Below are 19,164 nucleotides of genomic sequence, written 5' to 3' on the forward strand. Positions count from 1 at the left end.
TATCAACGCATCGATCAGAACTTCTCAATCACGGTGCGGCTGATGATCTCGTCCTGCACCTCTTTGCACAGCTCGACGAAATAGGCGCTGTAGCCGGCGACGCGCACGATGAGGTCGCGGTACTTCTCCGGCTCCTGCTGCGCCTTTTTCAGCACTTCGTTGTCGACATAGCTGAACTGCATCTGGCCATTGCCGAGGATGGAGGCGGTGCGCAAGAGGGTGATGAGGCCATGGCGTCCCTCCTGGGTATCCAGCAGCCCCTTGAGAAACTTGAAGTTATGCACCATGCCGATGTTCATGGTTTCCACGTTCATCTTGCTGACGGACTTGATGATGGCCGTCGGCCCCTGCTTGTCTGCCCCCTGGGTCGGGCTGATGCCGTCGGAGAGCGGCATCCAGGCCAGGCGCCCGTTCGGCGTGGCGTTGGTAAGCTCGCCGATGGGGGTGTTGTTGGAGATGGAGAGAGTGCCGTGACTCATTCTGGAGTAGAGCATCTTGTACTTGCGACACTCCTTCTCCGTCCACTCGGTGATATCCAGTGCGTACTGGTCGACGTAGTTGTCGTCGTTGCCGTACTTGGGTGCATTGAGACAGTCGCGGCGCAGCGCTTCAAACCCTTCGAAGTTGGCCAGCAGCGCATCGCGAATTTGTTCGAGTGTGTATCTCTGCTCCTCGAACACCAGCTTGCGGATTGCCGCCATGGAGTCGACATAAGTTGCAAGGCCAGAAAAGATGAGTCCGGGCCCATAGTTGATCATTGCACCGCCAGCGGAGACATCTTTTCCGCTCTCCATGCACCCTTCCACCATGAGTGACATCAGCGGTTTCGGCGCCACATCGCGGTGTACGCGCTGGCTGATCACGGTGCCGACTGCTGACATGCGAACGATGTGGGCAATCTGCCGTTTGACCGCCGCATCGAACTGCTCGAAGGTGCGCAGCTCGCGCAGGTCGCCGGTATCGAGCCCCTGATGGCTGTCGAACAGCACCATGCGGCCACGGTTGAGCACGAACTCGATGGCGATCGGCCACTGGGTGTAACCGGTGGAGGTCCACTGATAGATGCGTCCCGATTTTTGCGGCTCGACACAGCCCATCAGGCAGTAGTCGCGGGCGTCTTCAAAGTCGAAGCCCTTGCGCAGCATCATCTTGATGTGGGAGTCATCGAAGTGGCAGGCCGGGAAACCCATCCCCGCCTTCACGACGTCGACGATCTTCTCCATGTATTTCTGCGGTGACTGGTTGTGAATGCGGCAGGCCAGCGACGGCTGGTAGACCTTCACGAACCGCACGGCATCCATGATGAGGTAGGTCAGATCGTTGCAGGCATCGCCGCCGCTGCGCTTCTGGCCACCCACGGTCAGGTTGATGAAGGGCTGATAGCCGGCGAAGTATTTCGCCCCCAGCTCGCTCGACATCCACATCAGCTCGGCACACTTGATGATGAAGGCCTGCATCAGCTCGAGTGCGCTTTCGTGGGTCAGACGACCCTCGCGGATATCCGCTTCGAACATGGGGTAGCAGTACTGGTCGACCCGACCGAGTGACAGACCGGTCTGGTTCTCTTCGATCTCGAACAGCGACTCCACCGTCCAGATGCTCTGCAGCGCTTCTTGCAGGGTCTTGGGCGGGTTGGCCGGCACGTTCTCGTTCACCTCGGCGATGGTCAGCAGTTCGGCGCGGCGCTGGGCATCCTGCTCTTTCGCCGCCAGTTCGCGGGCATGGGCTGCGATGCGGCGGGCGTAGTTGACCACCCCTTCGCAGGTTTCGATCGCTGCCTTGTAGTAGTAGATGCGATCGATGTCGTCCGGGTTCTCCATGCTCAGCTGGTCGAGATGGGCCTGGGCGTCGGCCTTGATGCCGTTCATCCCCTTGGTGAACAGCAGCACGTCGTAGCCCGGGCAGGTGTCGCCACCCCCGTTGATCTGGTGGTAGGAGAGGTCGCTGACGAAGGTCTCGCCGCTGAAGGCCCAGATGCCGGCTTCCCGGTACTGCGCTTCGCAAATCTCGTCCAGCGAGCGGCCTTCCCAGAACGGCACTATCTCTTCGCGGATGGTTTTCTTGTCCGCTTCGCTGATTTCAAAGGGATCTTGCGGGCGGGTGCTCATGGTATCGAGCTCGTCGCGTACCCAGCGCCAGGCAATGTCCGGCGAGAAGGCGCCGGCGCGCGGCTTGCCGCACGGGTGGCCGACGATCAGCTCGTCGTTCTGGATCAGGATGGGGGCGGTTTCACAGGCGTGACGGAACGCCTTGGCTCGCAGCAAGATGGTCGGCATGCCAGGGTTGGCCTTGACGACCTCGGTAAAGGCCAGTGCCCGGTAGATGGAGACGCTGGGGCGCACGGTCAGATAGTGGTTGCGCAGGCGCTGCAGGCGCGGTGTCAGTCCCTCCATCACCGGCGTATCGGTACAGGCGGCGAACGGGGCGGCAGAGACGTGCTGCACTGTGCGAAAGAGGCGAACCGGCAGCTTGAGGGCGCTCAGGTTTTGCTGGGCGCAGAGGAACATCTCGGAGAGCGGGTTGATGCTCGCCTGCTCCAGGCTGGCGCCGTGCAGCAGGGCATCAAACATGGGGTAGCCGTCGATGGCGCAGGTGGCGCGCACTTCGCTCAGCTCTGCCAGCTTGAACCACAGGCACTCGACGATCTCGTACGCCTGTTGCTCGGTCAGCGCGCCGTTGGCGATGTCGCGCTGGAAGTAGGGCAGCAGCGCCTTGTCGGCCCCTTCCGGGTTGACAGCATAGCTGCCGTTGTCGAGTTGAAGCGCCAGCTGGAACAGGTAGAACGACTGGCAGGCCTCTTTGAAGTTGCGCGCAGGATGGGCCGGTACATGATGCAAAATGGCGGCGCTGTCGCGCAGCTCGGCCTGGCGGAACGGGTTGGTTTCGGCGGCGGCCAGGGTTTCGGCGCTGTTGGCCAGGTTTTGCGCCAGTGCCATCAGGGCATCGCAGGCGTGGATGGCGGCGCGGCAGCCGTTGACCTCGTCCATGCCGCTGCGGCTGACGGCGCTGCCCAGCGCGCGGGTTTTCTCTTCCAGCTGCTGCTTGATGGCCAGCACGCCCTTCTCCACCACCAGCTTGTAGTCGGGGGAGTCGATGGCGCTGTTCAGATTCAGGAACTGGAAGGTGGACGGGCGCTGCCCGGCACTTTCGTCGTGGAAAATGGCGCCGTGCGGGGTGCGGGTCTGGTTGCCGACAATCAGCTCGTCGGCACTGATGGTCAGCGGCAGCTGGCGCATCAGCTCGTAAAAGCGGCGTGCCGGTTTGACGGCGGCGGGAATGCCCGCGATGTCGCCATCCAGCCCGCTCAAAATCGTGGCGTGTTCGCTGCACAGGGTGCTGGTGTGCGCCAGTAAACGTTCAGCCAGCACGTTGACGCGCGGCGTTAAGCTGTAGTGTGCCATGAGGTAGGTTCTCCAGTTCTTGTTCTTAGTGGCCGGCGGCGAGAGTGCCGCACCATGCCTTGCGATAGAGTTCGGTCAATGCCCGGGCATCCGGTGCGCGCGGGTTGGTCGGGGTGCAGTTGTCGCGCAGCGCCTGGCTGACCATCTCCGCCAGCCGCAAGTCGAAATCGGCTGCGAGGAGGCCGGTATCGCCAATGCCGGCCGGCATCTTCATCTCGTCTTTGAGCGCCTGGATGGCCACCAGCAGGCTGTTGACCCCCTCGCGCGGTGTCTGGGCGGGCAGGTCCAGCAGGTGGGCCAGGCGGGCATACTTGTGGGCGGCCTGGGTATCACACAGCCCGTCGTGGTCGGCGTTCCATGCCACGACCTGCGCCATCAGGAGCGCGTTGGCACGGCCGTGCGGGACGCGGAACACGCCGCCGAGGGCATGGGCCAGGCTGTGGGTGATGCCGAGCGAGGCGTTGGTGAAGGCCATGCCCGCCATGCAGGAGGCGTTGTGCATCTTCTCCCGCGCCAGCAGATCGTGGCCGTCGCGCCAGCAGGCGGGCAGGTAGCGAAAGACCTGCTGTACCACCTTCTCCGCCAATGCGTCGGAAAAGTCGCTGGCCGACCGGGAGACATAGGCCTCCAGCGCATGGCACAGCACGTCCATCCCGGTGTCGGCGGTGATGGCGGGCGGTACCGATGCCACCAGCGACGGATCGAGAATGGCGATATCCGGCAGCAATGACGGGTCGACCAGCACTAGCTTCTCGCTGCGGGCCTTGACCACCGAGAAGCTGGTCACTTCCGAACCGGTGCCGCTGGTGGTCGGGATAGCCACGAAGCAGGGGCGCTCGCGCCCCAGATTCGGGCGGGTTTGCGCCAGGGCGAACATGACCGCTTTGGCTGCATCAATCACCGAACCGCCGCCCAGCGCGATCACCAGATCCGGATAGCAGCTGTCCATGAGCTTCATGCCGCGCACGACCGTGGTGATGTCCGGATCGGCCACTACATCGTCCCAGCACTGGAACGGGGTGCCGCGCTGGCGCAGGATCTGCGTCACCCGGTCGGCCAGGCCAACCTTCACCATCATCTGATCGGTGACCAGCAGCGCCTGGTGGGCGGGCACTTCGGCCAGGGCGGACAGGGCGTCCTGACCGAAGCGGATCCGGGGTTTCAGCAAAAATTCACTCATTGGGTCATTCACTCCTCAAGCGTCCCGAAACACCTTCTCGACAATGGCGACCACCGACATGGCCTTGTAGCGGTCTCTGTTGAGCGCGAGGTACTCCTCGGCCAGTACGACGTCGTGCATGCCTGCGCCGACGCTGTCGACGGCGACCCAGGAGCGGTCTTTCATCGGTTGCTGCTGATCGTCCAGCTGGGTGATCAGCAGCAGGTTGCTGCCGCGCAGCTCATCGCACTTCTGGGTGGCGACGACATGTCCGGTTACCTTTGCGAGAATCATGGTTTTTATCGCCTTATCTAAATGGGTTACTTGCCAAGGCGCTCAAGCACCTGACGGATGACCCGCTCCACGTTCTGCTCGCTGATCTCACCGCCGACTTCGGCGCTGGCGCCGGCAAAGCGGTCGTCGGCGCTGTGGCAGGCCGGCGCCGGGGCGCTGAAGCGGGCATCGTCGAGGATGCTGCAGGGCTGGGGCGCGGCCGGGGCGGCGCTGGCGGGCTGCACTGCAACCGGCTGGATGGGGGCGCGCAGCTCTTCGATGGTGCGCACGCCGTAACCCACCTTGCGGATATTGAGCAGGTTCATCGGGCCGACGTTGTCGGAGCTGGAGCCGCCGCCGACGGCGCCGCAGCCGAGGGTTAGTGCCGGCGTGAGGTTGGTGGTGGCACCGATGCCGCCGAGGGCGGCCGGGGTGTTGATCAGGATCCGGTTGACCGGTTTTTCGAGGCTGAACTGGCGGATCACGTCCTGGTTGCGGGTATGGATCACCAGGGTGTGGCCCAGCCCTTCGTTGGTCAGCAGCTCAACCACCCGATGACAGGCGGCGCGCCACTCCTCTTCCACGTAGAGGCCGAGCACCGGGCAGAGCTTTTCACGGGAGTAGGGGTTGCTGTGGGAGACGGTGGTCTGCTCGGCCACCAGCACGCGGGTGCTGGGGGGGACGCTGAAACCGGCCAGCTGGCTGAGATGGAGCGCCGTCTTGCCCACCACTTTCGGGTTGATGGTGCCGTTCGGGCGCAGCAGCAGGGCGGCCATCTTGGCGGCTTCCTCTTCGTTCATGAAGTAGGCGCCCTGGGCCGCCAGCTCGCGATGAACCTCGTCGTAGATGCAGCGTTCGACGATGATCGACTGTTCGGAGGCGCAGATCACGCCGTTGTCGAAGGTCTTGCTGGTGATGATGTCCTTCACCGCCTGGTGAATGTCGGCGCTGCGCTCGATAAAGGCCGGGCCGTTGCCCGGGCCGCCGCTGATGGTCGGGGTGCCGGAGGCATAGGCCGCGCGCACCATGCCTTCGCCACCGGTTGCCAGGATCAGCGACACGTCCTTGCTGTGCATCAGCTCGGAGGTCGCCTCCAGGGTCAGCTGGGTGACGCCGTCCACTATGCCCGCCGGGGCTCCGGCGGCTTCGGCGGCGCGCTTGACGATTTCGATGGCTTTCCAGCTGCACTGGCGTGCGCCCGGGTGCGGCGAGAAGATGATGGCATTGCCCGCCTTGAGGGCGATCAGGGTTTTGTAGAAGATGGTGGAGGTCGGGTTGGTGGAGGGTACCAGCGCGCAGATCACGCCCAGCGGCACGCCCACGTCCATCACTTTTTTCGCCTGATCGTCATGAATGATCCCGACGGTCTTCATCTCTTTGATGGCATCGTAAACGTGCAGCGAAGCGAACCGGTTTTTCAGCACCTTGTCTTGCCAGTTGCCAAAACCGGTCTCTTCTGAGGCCATTTTCGCCAGCGTTTCGGCATGGCGCGCGGCTTCTTCGGCCACGTTCTTCACGATGGCGTCGATTTTCTGCTGCGAAAAGGTGGCCATAATCACCTGCGCCTGCTTGGCGTTGCGCACCAGTTCTCTCGCGTTCTGGCGGGAGAGCAAATCGGTATCGAGTTCAATCATGAATCTATCCTTCATCAGACTAAAAAAGTGCGGGCGGGGCGTGCCCTCTCAGGTCATGCCTTGTGCTGCGCCGCGATTTTTTCGATGTCGTTGTGCGGGCGTGCGATGACGCGAGAGGTGACCACTTCGCCAATGCGTTTCGCCGCTTCCACACCGGAATCCACCGCCGCATTGACCGCGCCGACGTCGCCTTTCACCATGGCGGTGACCAGGCCAGAGCCGACGTTCTCATAGCCGATCAGCTCGACGTTGGCGGCCTTGCACATGGCATCTGCCGCTTCGATGCAGGCCACCAGGCCTTTGGTCTCGATCAGACCAAGCGCTTCTTTCATCATGTTCTCTCCCGTTATTCGGCAATTTTGTAGTGGGCGACAATCTTGCTGATGTCGTTGTGCGGGCGGGCGATGACCAGCGAGGTCACCACTTCACCGATGCGCTGTGCGGATTCCACGCCGGAGTCCACCGCGGCTTTCACGGCTCCCACGTCGCCTTTCACCATGGCGGTGACCAGGCCAGAGCCGACGTTCTCATAGCCGATCAGCTCGACGTTGGCGGCTTTGCACATGGCATCCGCCGCTTCAATGCAGGCCACCAGGCCTTTGGTTTCAATCAAACCCAATGCATCACCCATTTGCGATCTCCCGGCCTCAAGCCTTGTGTTTAATGACGATTTTGTTGATGTCGTTGTGCGGACGGGCGATGACCAGCGAGGTCACCACTTCACCGATGCGCTGTGCCGACTCCACGCCGGAATCCACCGCCGCTTTCACCGCGCCGACATCCCCCTTCACCATGACGGTGACCAGGCCGGAGCCGATGTTTTCATAGCTGATCAGCTCCACGTTGGCGGATTTGCACATGGCATCCGCGGCTTCAATGCAGGCCACCAGACCTTTGGTTTCGATAAGCCCCAATGCATCACCCATGGTGATCTCCTCAGAACAGATTGTGTGGTGTGGTTAAGGAACCCCGTCCGTGTCACGGCGATGAGCCACGGTTGCGGCGTTCAATCGCCACTATAGGTATTGGCGGCATTTGTGGAATTTGAATCTGTAAAACTGGGATATTTAGTTTGTTATTCTGAATTTATTATTTTTATAAGCCCTATTTATCTATTTATGCTGCGACTACGAGGCTGTTTTCGCCTTGCATAAGGCCGAATTCAGGCTCGGGAAAAGATCGTTGGCCGATGTTAATGAGTTGTTGGGTAATGGGGGCCGAGAGGTAATTTGGCCAGCTGCTAACTGTGGCGGAGCTCATGTTTTGCCGGCGAGGCTAAATGTAAAAAGTGAGCGGGGTGTGACGGGAAGAAGAGATAAGGGCGGTGACGGCGGGTCAGACGGGATGAGGTTGCATTGAGAGCGTGGTGTGAGTCATGTGGATGCCGGCGCGAGGGGGGATGGGGCGGGCTGGAAAAGTAGCGGGAACCGGTCCTGCTTGGTGATGCGCAAGGGGCGTCTTGTCGGCACGGATGTGTAGTCGGGGGAAGGGGTGGCCGGCAGTCACCACGGCATTGCCTTCAGGGCAAACAGGCGGACAGGTCGCATTGGGGTGGCGTCATAGGGGCTTGCGCGGGTCAGCTTGTGGGGCAGGGCGATATGTGCGCGTCGTCGGCGCTTGGGTCGGGACTGCCGCCGTATTGCCGGAACTAGTTCAGTTTGCTGCCGGATTTGAGGGTGCAGATCCAGAGCGGCGAGTTGATGGAGCTCAGCAGTATGGCCTGCTGATTGAGCCGCTGGGCACTCAGAAACAGCCCATCGTGACTGTCGGACATCTCGCGCATGAAGTAGTCGAAGATCACGTCCGGCGACTGATCGATGGAGGAGGCGCTTGCTTCCCATTTGTTGATGCGGTACTGACGCTCGGTGGCGGAGACCCGGTTGCTGCTGTAGGTAAACGTGACGTAGCGCTGGAGGTAGAGCCAGCCTGCGGCCGAATCGGTATAGCCTTCAACCACCATGGAGCCTTTCCCCTGGCGGCCGAAATTGAAGTGGATGTTGCCGTTGACGTTCTCTTTGTTCATGTCCTCAAAGCGCATGATGCCTTTGGTGGCGCAGCTCATGACGCCATCATTTTCGCTGGGCAGCTGGTAGCAGGCATAGAGTGCCGCGGCGAGAAACAGGGTGCAGGAGAAGAGAAAAAAGGGACGCGGCGCAAGTTTCATCACGGCTTCCAGGAGTAGTAGAAATAGTTGTCGCAATAGCTGAACGGGTTATCTTCATGCATGGCGCAGTGGGCCAGAAATACTCGGCCCAGGCCGTTGGTTTCCAGTCTGTCCCCGTAGAAAAACAAAAAACGCTCGCCCGGTTTGCAGCTGATGTTCAAACGCTGGCGCACCTGCTCGAAATGCTCACCGTAGGTCGTGGCGCTGACCGAGCGCAGCATCTCGTCGCTGGCCAGCAATTCGCACTGGCTGTTGGGGATCCCGGTCAGGGTGACGGGGCGCGGCTCACGGCCATTCAAGAGACCAAATGCCAGCAGCATGAGGGCAAACGCGAGCATGCAGCCCCCCGCGATATACCAGCAGATGCCGCGTGAGGGACGTGGCCATTCGGCAGGGTCGAATGCCGGCTCGGCGGCGGCCACCGTGGAGGGCGAAGGTACTATTTCAATGGACGGTGCAGGTGCGTGCTCAATAGGCTCGATGATGACCTCGGGATTGAGCTGCAAATAACCGCGTGACACCGTGATGATGATATTGTCGATATCGTAGTGGCGAAAAGCCTTGCGCAATATGCTCAGGTATTGGTTGAGGTTGCTGTTCGATGAGGTTAATCCGTTATCGTCCCAGACTTTTTTAAGCACCTCTTCGCGGCTGACGATCCCGGTATTTCGCAAGAAAAAATAAAACAGCGCATTGGCGGTGATGGATAATTGGCTGTCCGGCTCAACGCTTTCCCGTTGAGTCAGAGAGCCATCGGTCGCGTCATAAATGAAGCGGGCATTGATGTGGTAGCGCATCTCGGCCTCAATCCATCAGCTTCACGTGGGGAGCGTCATATTATGCAGGGTCTTGACCAGCGCCTGACGGTGCTCGTTGCTCATGGTGCGCCCTTCGGTCAATTCCGATAGCCAGATGCCGTCTGCGGCATAACGCACCAGGGTGCCGGTATGGCCATTATCCAGCTCATCTCCTTGTGCCAGATGCACCAGCATCCAGTCACGCCAGCATTGTCGCAGCACCGGCTCATCCGGCATGGCCAGCGATAGCACCATCAGCTGGCGGCTCTCCTGGGTGTCCGTCAGTTCAGGAGCAGAGAGATAGTGCAGGTAAGCACGGGTAAAGCGGCCGTAGGCGGTCTTGTCTGCCGCCATCAGCGCCGAGATGGCCTCTTCCATGATGGCCAGCAGACGCGCAAACAGGGCAAAGATCAGCGCCTGCTTGTTGGGGAAGTGGTGCAGCAAGCCTCCCTTGCTCACTCCGGCCTCAAAGGCAACGGCGTTCAAGGACAGGGCGGCGATACCATCCCGGCCGGCGATGGTGGCGGCCGACTCCAGCAGTTGTCGATAAAGACGCACAGGGTCTTTTTTTCTATGTTGGGTTTCTATGTTCATGACCCAATCATACCGACCAGACGGTATGATCATTCTTGATCGCCATCAATATGAGGAAATGGGGAGTGGGAGGGAAAGTCGTTATTGTGTGGTGCTTCACAAATAACCTTGAAATAAAGATGAAAACGTCGTTTTAAATATTTTGATTGGATTTGTTTGAGAACTTTGCTTGTCAATGAGTCACGACTTGTTTATCTCCTTGTTAAAGTCATTCTCAATGAAAAACAACTATTTTAAGGAGTCGGGATAGGGATTAAGCTGTCATTTATTTACCTCATTACAGCAATCATTTTCCTGAGCGGTTATCTCTTCTTGTTAACCAGTGGGCGGCTGTTTTTTAGCAGAAAGGTATATATTTCTGCCACCTTTGGTTATGGCAGAAATATAAAAATGAAGTGTGCTTGTTAGCGTCCCCTTATTTTTCAATGGGGGGGGGCTGCCTCTTGCACCAGCTCGAGGAAGGCGCGCATGGCGGGGGTGATGCTGTGCTGGCGGGTGATGAAGGCGGTGTGGCCGATGTCGCGTTGCGGCGCCAGCGGCAGGCAGACCAGATCCGAGAGCTTGCTGGCGGATCGGGCGAGGCCGGCACTGACGATGGCCCAGCCCAGCCGGTGGCGCACGGCGCTCACCAGGTGAAACAGGGAGTCGGTTTCCAGCACCACGTCAAGCCGGATGCCGGCCCGCTCGGCGGCGCGGTCCAGATACTTGCGAAACTGCATGGTGCGGCTGGGCAGTACCAGCGGCCGTTGCTGCAGTGCGGTCAAGGTCAGCTCATCGCCGGGGAGGTGCTGATCCGCCTCGTCGCGGTTCATCAGCACCGCCATCTGGTTGTGCCCCTGGGGATAGAGGTGAAAAGTCTGTCTGGCGGCGCCGGTGAGCGGTTCGTCAAACCCCAGCCCGATATCGCACTGGTGCAGCTCCAGCTGTGACAGCAGGGCTTCGTTGCTGAGCACCGAGAGACGGATGACTATGTCGGGGTAGCGCTGCTTGCTGCGGGCGATGAGCGGCATGATGTCGACATTGGACTGGGGCACGATGCCGATGCGCAGGGTGCCGGAGAGCTCGCCATGAAACAGCGCCAGCTCCTGCTTGAGCGCCTCCTGCTCCAGCAGCATCCGCTCGGCATACTGGCGCACCAGCTCGCCCGCTTCGGTGAGGGCGACGAACTGGCTGGTACGCACCACCAGATCGGTGCCGAGGTTCTTCTCCAGCGCCGTGATGCTGGCCGAGAGGGTCGGCTGGGTGATGTGGCAGGCCTTGGCCGCCCTGGCAAAATGCTGATGTTTGGCCAGTTCGTGGAAATAGTGCAGCTGTTTGATGTTCATGATCATTCGGGAGGCGAGGATGAATCTAAAAATTAATCAATTGAAAAAACGTCGTCAATAGAACAACTCTATTGCCATATAGATTTATTTCATTGGTTTTGCGTCTGCCGCCTCTCTAAACTTGAATGCAGTTTGCATTTTTAGGCCAACCTGCATGCCTGCCTACACGCCCGTCGAGATACCCGTCAATTTGCCTGCCTCGCCCGCACTGGATCATCTGGTGGAAGAGGTGGCCGTCGCCATCAACATCAATGGCATCAACCATGCGGTGATGATGGCGACCCCGGACGATCTCGACGACTTTGCCGTCGGCTTTCTGTTTGGCGAGGGGATCATCCGGCACAACCACGAGGTCCACGACATCCAGATTGGGCTGGCGGAGCAGGGGATGGTGCTGGACATCTCCATCGCCAATCGCTCCCTGGCCGCTCTGACCGAGCACAAGCGCCGGCTGACCGGGGCGACCGGTTGCGGCATCTGCGGCGTGGCGGCGGTGGAGCAGGCGTTGCCCGCATTGCCGGTGTTGTCGCTGACGCCGCCGCTGGATGGGGCCTTGCTGGCGGGGCTGCGTGCGCAGATTACCCAGTGGCAGCTCAAGGGACAGCAACACGGCGCCCTGCATGCGGCGCTGGCGCTGGATGCCGAGGGCCGGATCCTGCACTGCCGGGAAGATATCGGGCGCCACAATGCCCTCGACAAGCTGATCGGCCTGCTGCTGCGCCGGCACAGTGCGTGCGACACCATGGTGGTGACCAGCCGCTGCGGCAGCGAGCTGGTGCAAAAAGCCGCCCGTTTCGGTGCCCGTCACCTCATCTGTCTGGCATCGCCCAGCCAGCTGGCGGTCAGGCTGGCCCTCAAATACAACCTCAACGTCGTTCATATTCCCAAGTTTGATGCCCCGGTCAGCTACTCCAGCTATCGCCCGGCGGATCCCATCGGAGAGTGCCATGAGTCATATTGAAAAGCCCGCCAAAGCCGGCGGTTTTTCGTCCCTGCAATCCACCATGAAACAGGTGCTGCGCAGCCAGAAGACCCGTCAGAACATCAAGAACCTGCTGCGGGTCAACCAGACCGACGGCTTCGACTGCCCGGGCTGCGCCTGGGGTGACAACGACCACGGCACCTTCCAGTTCTGCGAGAACGGCGCCAAGGCGGTGGCCTGGGAATCCACCGGCAAGACGGTGGGGGCCGAGTTTTTCGCGGCCCACTCGGTGCGCCAGCTGGCCACCCAGAGCGACTACTGGCTGGAGTATCAGGGACGACTGACCGAGCCGATGCGCTACAACCCGGCGACCGATCACTACGAGCCAACAAGCTGGGACGACGCTTTTGCCCTGATTGCCGACACCCTCAAGGGGCTGAATAGCCCGGACGAGGTAGAGTTCTACACCTCGGGTCGAGCCAGCAACGAGGCCTCTTATCTTTATCAGCTGTTTGGCCGCCTGTTTGGCACCAACAACTTCCCCGACTGCTCCAACATGTGCCACGAGGCGAGCGGGGTGGCGCTGATCCAGTCGGTCGGCATCGGCAAAGGCACTGTGGTGCTGGATGACTTTGACCAGGCCGATGCGGTGTTCGTCTATGGCCAGAATCCGGGTACCAACCACCCGCGCATGATGAATGCCCTGCGCCAGGCGGCGCGTGGCGGCTGCAAGATCGTCAGCTTCAACAACTTGAAAGAGGTGGCGCTGGAGCGTTTTGCCAGCCCGCAGAGCCCGCTGGAGCTGCTGACCCCGGCGGCCACCACCATCAGCCACCAGTACCTGACGCCGAAACTGGGTGGCGACATGGCCGCCATGCGAGGTATGGCCAAGTACATCCTGGAAGAGGTGCCAGAGGCGGTGGATCGCGACTTCATCGCTCGCCACACCCGCCACTTTGCCGAGTACGAGGCACAGGTACGGGCCACCGACTGGGCGGCGATCGAGCAGCAGTCCGGCCTGAGTCGCGCCGAGATCGTGCAGGCCGCCCGGGTGTTTGCCGCCAGCCAGCGCATCATCAGTTGCTGGGCCATGGGGGTGACCCAACACCTGCATTCGGTCGACACCATCCGCGAAATCGTCAACCTGCACCTGATGCGCGGCCAGATTGGCAAGCCGGGAGCGGGGCTCTGTCCGGTACGGGGCCACAGCAACGTGCAGGGCAATCGCACCATGGGGATCAACGAAAAGCCCACTGCCGCCTTCATCGACCGGCTCGAGCGTCACCTGCAGGTGAGCTTGCCACGGGCCCCTGGTCACAACGTTTACGAGGCGCTCAAGGCGCTGGACGAGGGCAAGAGCAAGGTGCTCATCTGCCTGGGTGGCAACCTGGCAGCAGCGGCGCCCGACACCGACTTCACCTACGGAGCGATCAAAAAGGCCGAACTCAACGTGCAGATCAGCACCAAGCTCAACCGCAGTCATCTGCAGGTGGGCAAGGCGGCGCTGATCCTGCCCTGCCTTGGCCGCACCGAGCTCGATATCCAGCACAGCGGCAACCAGAAGATCACGGTGGAGGACACCTTCAGCATGGTGCACGCCTCGACCGGTGCGGCCGAGCCGGTGTCGCCGCTCTGCCTCTCCGAGACCGACATAGTGGCGCGGATGGCTCATGCCACCGTGGGCAGCGAGCGAGTCGACTGGCTGGCCCTGCGCGATGACTATGCGCGTATTCGCGATCTCATCGAGCAGACCATCGCCGGTTTTGCCGATTTCAATGCCCGCATCCAGCAACCGTGCGGTTTTCATCTCGATAACTCCGCCGCCAAGCTGGTGTGGAACACCGCCAGCGGCCAGGCCGAGTTTCGTGCCTGCACCCTGCCACACTCTGTGTTGCCGGAGTGTACCCGTCATGCCGAGCAGATGAGCGATCAGCCGGTGTTGCTGCTGCAGAGCCTGCGCTCTCACGATCAGTACAACACCACTATCTATGGCATGGATGATCGCTATCGCGGCATCAAGGGCCAGCGCAACGTGGTGTTCATGAACGAGGCGGATGCTCGCCAGCTTGGCTTTGCCGAAGGGGACAGGGTCGACATGGCGGCCATCTGCAACGACGGGCGCGAGCGCTGCGTGACCGGTTTTGTAGTGGTGATCTACGAGATCCCGCGTGGCAACATCGCGGCCTACTATCCGGAAACCAACCCGCTGGTGCCCATCGACAGCATAGGGGCGGGCTCGTTTACCCCGACCTCCAAGTCCATCCCGGTGCTGGTGACAGCCTCCAATCGGCAGGACAATCTGTTGCTGCTATGAGCCGAGAGGTTTGCAGGCTAGCCGGTTCAAGCCGGCCAGCCCCATGCAGCAGAGCCTGGACATCCTATAAACAACAACGCCGCATAAGCTATGCGGCGTTGTTGTTTTTCAGCTCTGGTGCCGGTAACAGGAGTCGAACCTGCGACCTTCGCATTACGAATGCGCTGCTCTACCAACTGAGCTATACCGGCGTGCCACTAGATTCCTGAAAACCCGGGGGCAAGTCAATGAGCTGCACTCGGTTTTATGAGTGAGCTCATGGAGTTACGGTCAATGTCAGAGGTCGGCGAACTCCGGAATATGGGCCCGGCCGCGGCTTTCGAGAAAATCGAGCAGGGCGCGGGGGGAGCGTGCCAGGATCCGCTCTTCGGGGAAGCCGGCCTCGGTCACCAGCCGGTGGCAGTGCTCGAAATCCCCGAGGCTGAAGGCCACGTGGGAATCTGAGCCGAAGGTGAGGTAGGCCCCCATGTCCCGCGCCGCCTCGACGATGGCGCGGCAGTTGCCTTCACTGCCCGGGCGGGAGTGGCTGAAGGAGGAGTTGTTGAGCTCCAGCGCTACCCGATACTCTGCCGCCGCCTTGACCACCGCCTGGATATCAATGGGGAAGGCGGGATTGCCGGGGTGGCTTATCATGTCGACCCGGCCGCTCTTGATGGCGTTGATCATGGCCTGGGTGTGGGTGGCCTGGTCGCAGGGGGGGAACACCGGTTCGTGAAAGCCCGCCATGATCATGTCGAGCCGCGACTCGTAGCGCTCGGGGAAGTCTATCTCGCCGTCGATGTTCTTGATGTTGGCTTCGATGCCGCGCAGGATGCCGACCCCGTCGACCACCCGTGGCAACACGTGCAGGTTGACGAAGTGCCAGAAGTGGGGGGCATCGGCCATGTCGGGGCCATGATCCGTGGTGGCGAACAGCTTGATCCCCTTTGCCTTCGCGATGGGCAGGTAGTCATGAATGGTGCTGTAGGCGTGGGTGCTGGCGACGGTGTGGGTGTGGGTATCGACCGTGTACTTCATCTTATCTTCCCCTCTGGCGTGAGGGGCCAGCATAGCAAAGGCGGCGGGTCGAGACCATGTGGTGGCTTGTCATACTTTGTCACAAATTGAGGGCAGGTTGACAAAGTTTGAACACGCTTGGCGGCCATGATGGATGCATCGATGAAAGCCTGAACTCGCATCGATGGGTTGGATCAGGATGGTGCAACCTCATTTCCCCGCCGTCGCGCCCTGCGACGGTTTTTTTTGCCCGTTTGCCAGCGTGCTGGGTGGCTGCTGGGTAAAAAAATGCCCAACTAGCATGGAGCAGGTTGGGCGAGACTTAATGTTTAATTGCAGTGGCATAGATATAGAGTCCGATTCGTCCGTGAAGTTCCCGCCTTGTTCCCCATTTTCATGAAAAACATTTCACTAACACCTGTTCACATTCTCTTGACACAAAAGGTTGTGAAACGTACTTTTTAAACATTCGTTTAAGTGAGGTGTCCTGTGAGTAAAATCGATACCAAAAACCGCATTCTCGATGCCGCCGAGGTGTTGTTTGCCGAACGGGGGTTCGCCGATACCTCTTTGCGTCTGATCACCAGCGAGGCGGATGTCAACCTGGCCTCGGTGAACTACCACTTCGGATCCAAGAAGGAGCTGATCCAGGCGGTGCTCGATCGCTATCTGAGCCTGTTCATGCCCGAGCTGGATGCACGCCTCCATACCCTGATGACGCAGGAGCAGCTGACCCTGCTGCAGGTGTTCGAGAGCTTCGTCGACCCGCTGATGAAGCTGGTAGCGGTGCGCACCAACGGTCCGGCCATCTTCATGCAGCTGCTGGGTCGTGGCTACATCGACAGTCAGGGCCACCTGCGCCGCTTCATCACCGCCCACTACGGCCCCATTTTGCAGCGGATCACCCAGGCCATCTCCAAGGCCAACCCTGAGTTGTCGCCGGCGGATCTGTTCTGGCGGCTGCACTTCACCCTGGGCACCGTCGTGTTCACCATGGCCTCGGCCGATGCGCTGCGCGACATCGCCCAGGCCGATTTCGGCCAGCAGCTCGATGTGGAGGGGCTGGTACGCAACGTCATTCCTTATCTGGCGTCCGGTGTCGGGGCGCCCGTGGAGTCGACCAGGCTCTCCCTGGCCGTGTAACAACCAACAATAAATCAACGGAAACAGTGAAATAGAAGGAACTTGAGTATGATCACATTGCTTATCCTGCTGGTGCTGGCGATAGCCGTCGTGCTCGGCGTGCCCTCCATTCGTAAAAAGGTGGTCACCCGCCCGGTGTTCGGCATCTTCAAGAAGATACTGCCGCCCTTGTCGGCCACCGAGCGGGAGGCCATGGAAGCCGGCTCCGTCTGGTGGGATGGGGAGCTGTTTCGCGGCAACCCCGACTGGAAAAAACTGCACGGCTACGGCAAGGCCGAGCTGACCGCCGAGGAGCAGGCCTTCATCGACAACCAGGTCGAAACCCTGCTCGCCATGGTCGACGACTTCAAGATCGTCAACGAAACCAAAGACCTGCCGGAACCGGTGTGGGACTATCTGAAGAAGGAAGGCTTCTTCTCTCTGATCATCCCGAAATCCTACGGCGGCCGTGAATTCTCCGCGATTGCCAACTCCACCATCGTCACCCGCATCGCGACCAAGAGCCTGAGCGTGGCAGTCACCGTCATGGTGCCGAACTCCCTCGGCCCGGGCGAGCTGCTGATGCACTACGGCACCCAGGCCCAGAAGGACTTCTGGCTGCCAGGGCTGGCCAACGGCAAGGAAGTGCCCTGCTTCGCCCTGACCGGGCCGGAAGCGGGCTCCGATGCCGGCGCCATTCCTGACAAGGGGATCGTCTGCAAGGGGATGCACAAGGGTGAAGAGGTGCTGGGTATTCGCCTCAACTGGAACAAGCGCTACATCACCCTGGCGCCGCGCGCCACCGTGCTGGGGCTGGCGTTCAAGCTCTATGACCCGGAGAAACTGCTGGGTGACAAGGAAGAGCTGGGCATCACCTGCGCGCTCATCCCCACCAGCCACCCCGGCGTGCGCGTCGGCGATCGCCACTACCCCATGGGGCTGGCGTTCCTGAACGGCCCGACCTTCGGCAAGGATGTGTTCATCCCGCTCGACTGGATCATCGGTGGCCCGGATTATGCTGGTCGCGGCTGGCGCATGCTGGTGGAGTGCCTCTCCGCCGGGCGCGGCATCTCGCTGCCTGCCCTTGGCACCGCTTGCGGTCATATGGCGAGCCGCACCGTGGGGGCCTACTCCTATGTGCGTAAACAGTTCGGCATGTCCATCGGCAAGTTTGAAGGGGTGCAGGAAGCGCTGGCTCGCATCGGCGGCCTCACCTATCAGCTGGAAGGGGCCCGTCGCATGACCGCAGGTTCCCTGGACTTGGGTCAGGCTCCGGCCATCGTCACTGCGATTTCCAAGTACCACATGACCGAGATGGCGCGCCAGATCATGGATGACTCCATGGACATCCACGCCGGCCGTGCCATCCAGCTGGGCCCGAAAAACTACACCGGCTACGCCTACATGGGCATTCCGGTGGCCATCACGGTGGAAGGGGCCAACATCCTGACCCGCAACCTGATGATCTTCGGGCAGGGGGCCACCCGCTGCCACCCGTACGTGTTTGCCGAGCTGGAAGCGGCGGCCGATACCGACGTGGAGCGCGGCCTCGAGAAGTTTGACGCCCTGCTGATGAAGCACATCGCCTTTGGCGCCGGCAACTTCTTCGGTTCCCTGTTCCAGGGGCTGACCCTGGGTCAGTTCAACAGTGCCCCGGTGGCCGGTGAAACCGCCCGCTACTACAAGCAGCTCTCTCGCATGAGTAAGGGGCTGGCGCTGTGCGCCGACGTCTCCATGCTGATGCTGGGTGGCGATCTCAAGCGCAAGGAGATGATCTCCGCCCGTCTGGGTGACGTGCTGAGCCACCTCTACCTGGCCTCCGCCACCCTCAAGCACTACGAGGATCAGGGCCGCATGGTCTCCGATCTGCCGTTCGTGCAGTACGCGGTGGAGCGCAACCTCTACCTGATTGGCAAGGCGTTCGAGGGCTTCTTCCAGAACTTCCCGAACAAGGTGGTGGGCGCCGTGCTGGGGCGTGTGGTGTTCCCGTTCGGCGTGGGTTACAAGATGCCGGCCGACGATCGCTGCCATGCCATCTGCCTGGCCATGATGAAGCCGGGCGAGTTCCGCGACCGTCTGACCGCGCTCTGCTATGTGGGCAAGGACGAGGCGGACCCGGTCGGCCTGATGGAGCGAGCCTTCCAGGCCATGGTCGCAGTGCAGCCTTACGAGAAGAAGCTGGTGCAGGCCCAGAAAGAGGGCAAGCTGCCTCGCAAACTGGCGCTGCCGGAGCTGGTTGCCGCTGCTCTGTCTCAATCCATCCTGAGCAAGGACGAGGCGGACAAGCTGCTGGCCGCCGATGCCCTGCGCTACGAGGCGATCCAGGTGGACAACTTCGCCCCGGGCGAGCTGGAGGGATTATCCCAGCAAAATCCGGTGGTGCACGCCGCCTGAGAGAGCTCTCACTCCTGAACCTGAAACCGGCCGTCATGGCCGGTTTTTTTGTTTGTTAACCTTGCATTT

At 60.9% G+C, this 19,164-nt stretch carries 16 protein-coding genes and 1 tRNA gene; 4 read left to right on the plus strand and 13 right to left on the minus strand.

Translation table 11 applies throughout. From position 1 onward, the window contains the following. Positions 1–14: 14 nt before the first annotated feature. From cutC to G5134_RS03195, 11 genes are all read right to left on the minus strand, one after another. Complete coding sequence (cutC, locus tag G5134_RS03145; RefSeq protein ID WP_392462934.1) at positions 15–3,401, minus strand: choline trimethylamine-lyase; 3,387 nt, start codon at positions 3,399–3,401, stop codon at positions 15–17. 25 nt (positions 3,402–3,426) lie between these two features. Then, positions 3,427–4,581 carry a 1-propanol dehydrogenase PduQ gene (locus G5134_RS03150; RefSeq protein ID WP_024941068.1) on the minus strand — a complete coding sequence of 385 codons (1,155 nt, stop codon included), beginning with the start codon at positions 4,579–4,581 and terminating at the stop codon, positions 3,427–3,429. Positions 4,582–4,596: 15 nt separating this feature from the next. Continuing rightward, positions 4,597–4,854, minus strand: a complete 258-nt coding sequence (locus G5134_RS03155; RefSeq protein WP_010634663.1) for a EutN/CcmL family microcompartment protein — start codon at positions 4,852–4,854, stop codon at positions 4,597–4,599. 26 nt (positions 4,855–4,880) lie between these two features. Then, positions 4,881–6,467 (minus strand): acetaldehyde dehydrogenase (acetylating), encoded by a 1,587-nt coding sequence (locus tag G5134_RS03160; protein ID WP_065018225.1) that lies wholly within the window; start codon positions 6,465–6,467, stop codon positions 4,881–4,883. Positions 6,468–6,520: 53 nt separating this feature from the next. Next, positions 6,521–6,799: a BMC domain-containing protein gene (locus tag G5134_RS03165; protein ID WP_002442217.1), complete on the minus strand. Its 279-nt coding sequence runs from the start codon at positions 6,797–6,799 to the stop codon at positions 6,521–6,523. Between the two features lie 14 nt (positions 6,800–6,813). Beyond that, positions 6,814–7,098, minus strand: a complete 285-nt coding sequence (locus tag G5134_RS03170) for a BMC domain-containing protein (RefSeq protein ID WP_011705244.1) — start codon at positions 7,096–7,098, stop codon at positions 6,814–6,816. 16 nt (positions 7,099–7,114) lie between these two features. Further along, complete coding sequence (locus G5134_RS03175; RefSeq protein WP_010634659.1) at positions 7,115–7,393, minus strand: BMC domain-containing protein; 279 nt, start codon at positions 7,391–7,393, stop codon at positions 7,115–7,117. 722 nt (positions 7,394–8,115) lie between these two features. Further along, positions 8,116–8,631 carry a FidL-like protein gene (locus G5134_RS03180; protein ID WP_024941064.1) on the minus strand — a complete coding sequence of 172 codons (516 nt, stop codon included), beginning with the start codon at positions 8,629–8,631 and terminating at the stop codon, positions 8,116–8,118. Next, the gene (locus G5134_RS03185; RefSeq protein ID WP_024941063.1) at positions 8,631–9,428 is read right to left on the minus strand and encodes a winged helix-turn-helix domain-containing protein; all 798 of its coding nucleotides are present in this window, start codon (positions 9,426–9,428) and stop codon (positions 8,631–8,633) included. Before G5134_RS03185 ends, G5134_RS03180 begins: the two co-directional genes overlap by 1 nt. 21 nt (positions 9,429–9,449) lie before the next feature. Further along, positions 9,450–10,022: a TetR/AcrR family transcriptional regulator gene (locus tag G5134_RS03190; RefSeq protein WP_421231862.1), complete on the minus strand. Its 573-nt coding sequence runs from the start codon at positions 10,020–10,022 to the stop codon at positions 9,450–9,452. Between the two features lie 422 nt (positions 10,023–10,444). Next, positions 10,445–11,353: a LysR family transcriptional regulator gene (locus tag G5134_RS03195; RefSeq protein ID WP_408839880.1), complete on the minus strand. Its 909-nt coding sequence runs from the start codon at positions 11,351–11,353 to the stop codon at positions 10,445–10,447. 148 nt (positions 11,354–11,501) lie between these two features. Between G5134_RS03195 and fdhD the strand changes: the two genes are divergently transcribed. Next, the gene (fdhD, locus tag G5134_RS03200; RefSeq protein WP_065018226.1) at positions 11,502–12,308 is read left to right on the plus strand and encodes a formate dehydrogenase accessory sulfurtransferase FdhD; all 807 of its coding nucleotides are present in this window, start codon (positions 11,502–11,504) and stop codon (positions 12,306–12,308) included. Continuing rightward, complete coding sequence (locus G5134_RS03205; RefSeq protein ID WP_065018227.1) at positions 12,295–14,583, plus strand: FdhF/YdeP family oxidoreductase; 2,289 nt, start codon at positions 12,295–12,297, stop codon at positions 14,581–14,583. Before fdhD ends, G5134_RS03205 begins: the two co-directional genes overlap by 14 nt. A gap of 115 nt (positions 14,584–14,698) precedes the next feature. Here the strand turns inward: G5134_RS03205 and G5134_RS03210 are convergent. Next, positions 14,699–14,774, minus strand: a tRNA-Thr gene (locus tag G5134_RS03210). Between the two features lie 85 nt (positions 14,775–14,859). Then, positions 14,860–15,600, minus strand: a complete 741-nt coding sequence (locus tag G5134_RS03215) for a phosphatase (protein WP_010634652.1) — start codon at positions 15,598–15,600, stop codon at positions 14,860–14,862. A gap of 468 nt (positions 15,601–16,068) precedes the next feature. Between G5134_RS03215 and G5134_RS03220 the strand changes: the two genes are divergently transcribed. After that, on the plus strand, positions 16,069–16,722 hold the full coding sequence (locus G5134_RS03220) for a TetR/AcrR family transcriptional regulator (RefSeq protein ID WP_017781124.1): 654 nt from the start codon (positions 16,069–16,071) through the stop codon (positions 16,720–16,722). A 48-nt stretch (positions 16,723–16,770) separates the two neighbouring features. Next, the gene (locus tag G5134_RS03225) at positions 16,771–19,095 is read left to right on the plus strand and encodes an acyl-CoA dehydrogenase (RefSeq protein WP_065018228.1); all 2,325 of its coding nucleotides are present in this window, start codon (positions 16,771–16,773) and stop codon (positions 19,093–19,095) included. Positions 19,096–19,164: the final 69 nt, after the last annotated feature.

Source organism: Aeromonas sp. 600276 (genome assembly GCF_049175815.1).
GTDB lineage: Bacteria > Pseudomonadota > Gammaproteobacteria > Enterobacterales > Aeromonadaceae > Aeromonas > Aeromonas dhakensis.